Annotated in this window: 1 protein-coding gene; it reads left to right on the forward strand. The window is 41.6% G+C overall.

Features of this window, described 5'->3' with window-relative positions; all coding sequences use genetic code 11:
- Window positions 1-74 precede the first annotated feature (74 nt).
- Window positions 75-1,205 carry an ISAs1 family transposase gene (locus tag A6D97_RS21115; RefSeq protein WP_065584519.1) on the forward strand — a complete coding sequence of 377 codons (1,131 nt, stop codon included), beginning with the start codon at window positions 75-77 and terminating at the stop codon, window positions 1,203-1,205.
- Window positions 1,206-1,215: the final 10 nt, after the last annotated feature.

Below are 1,215 nucleotides of genomic sequence, written 5' to 3' on the forward strand. Positions count from 1 at the left end.
CATTCAAGATCGATTTGATGATCAGATTTAGGTGTGATCATATACTGTTTTTTAACAGCAGATATTTAGCCATAATGAATGGATTAAGCCTTTTGGACCATATTTCAGTTATTCGAGACCCTCGCCAAGCTTGGAAAATAGAGCACACGCTAACCGACATTATCTTCTTAACAATTGCAGCAGTGATTGCTGGTGCTGAAGGTTGGGAGGATATTGAAGATTTTGGTGAAGATAACTTGGAATGGCTTAGGCAGTATGGTGATTTCAAACAAGGCATACCAGTACACGATACCATTGCCCGAGTTATCAATCTTATTTCCGCCAAGCAACTGCAACGATGCTTTACTGCGTGGATGAAAGACTGTCATGAGACGACAGAGGGTGAAGTGATTGCTATCGACGGCAAAACTCTCAGAGGCACATACAACAAAGACAAGCGTTGTGGTGCAATCCATATGGTTAGTGCCTTTAGTGCAGCAAACCAAGTTGTACTAGGACAAGTGAAGACTGCGGATAAAAGCAATGAAATAAAAGCGATCCCTGAACTGCTTGAAATGCTTTCCTTGCGAGGTTGTTTAGTGACTATTGATGCTATGGGATGCCAGAAGGATATAGCTGAAAAGATAGTCGCTCAAGATGCAGATTATCTCTTAGCGGTAAAAGGTAATCAAAAACGATTGGAGCAAGCGATTAGCCAAGTGTTTAATTCTAGTATGATTAATAGTTTTGAAGGTGATAAATACGTCACTCAAGAGAAAGGGCATGGTCGTACAGAAACGCGTTTGAGTATGGTTGTTCACAATACAGATTTCTTAGGCTATATAGCGTTTGATTGGGCTGAACTCTCCACAATTGGTATGGTCGTTTCAATTCGTCAAGAAGGTGATAAGCCAGCAGAAACAATGCAAATCAAGCACTACATAAGCTCAGCAAAACTAACGGCTAAAGCTTTACTAGAGAGCACGCGAGCACATTGGAGCATTGAAAATCAGATGCACTGGCGATTAGACGTTGGTTTTAAAGAAGATGAATGTCGGATACGTCGAGAGCAAGCCGGTGAGAATTTAGCAGTTATAAGACATATAGCTTTAAATCTGCTGACGGAAGAAATCAGCTTCAAAGCAGGGATCAAAAGAAAGCAGAAAAAAGCGAACCGCAATAACGCTTACCTTTCGCAAGTCCTTGCAGGGCAAGGGGCTTCGTAATCTTGCCCTG

Source organism: Vibrio sp. ZF57, from assembly GCF_001691235.1.
GTDB lineage: Bacteria > Pseudomonadota > Gammaproteobacteria > Enterobacterales > Vibrionaceae > Vibrio > Vibrio crassostreae_C.

What these genes read in the sequence shown, in the direction of transcription:
- A6D97_RS21115 (WP_065584519.1), top strand. Translation starts at nt 75, where the DNA reads ATGAATGGATTAAGCCTTTTGGACCATATTTCAGTTATTCGAGACCCT.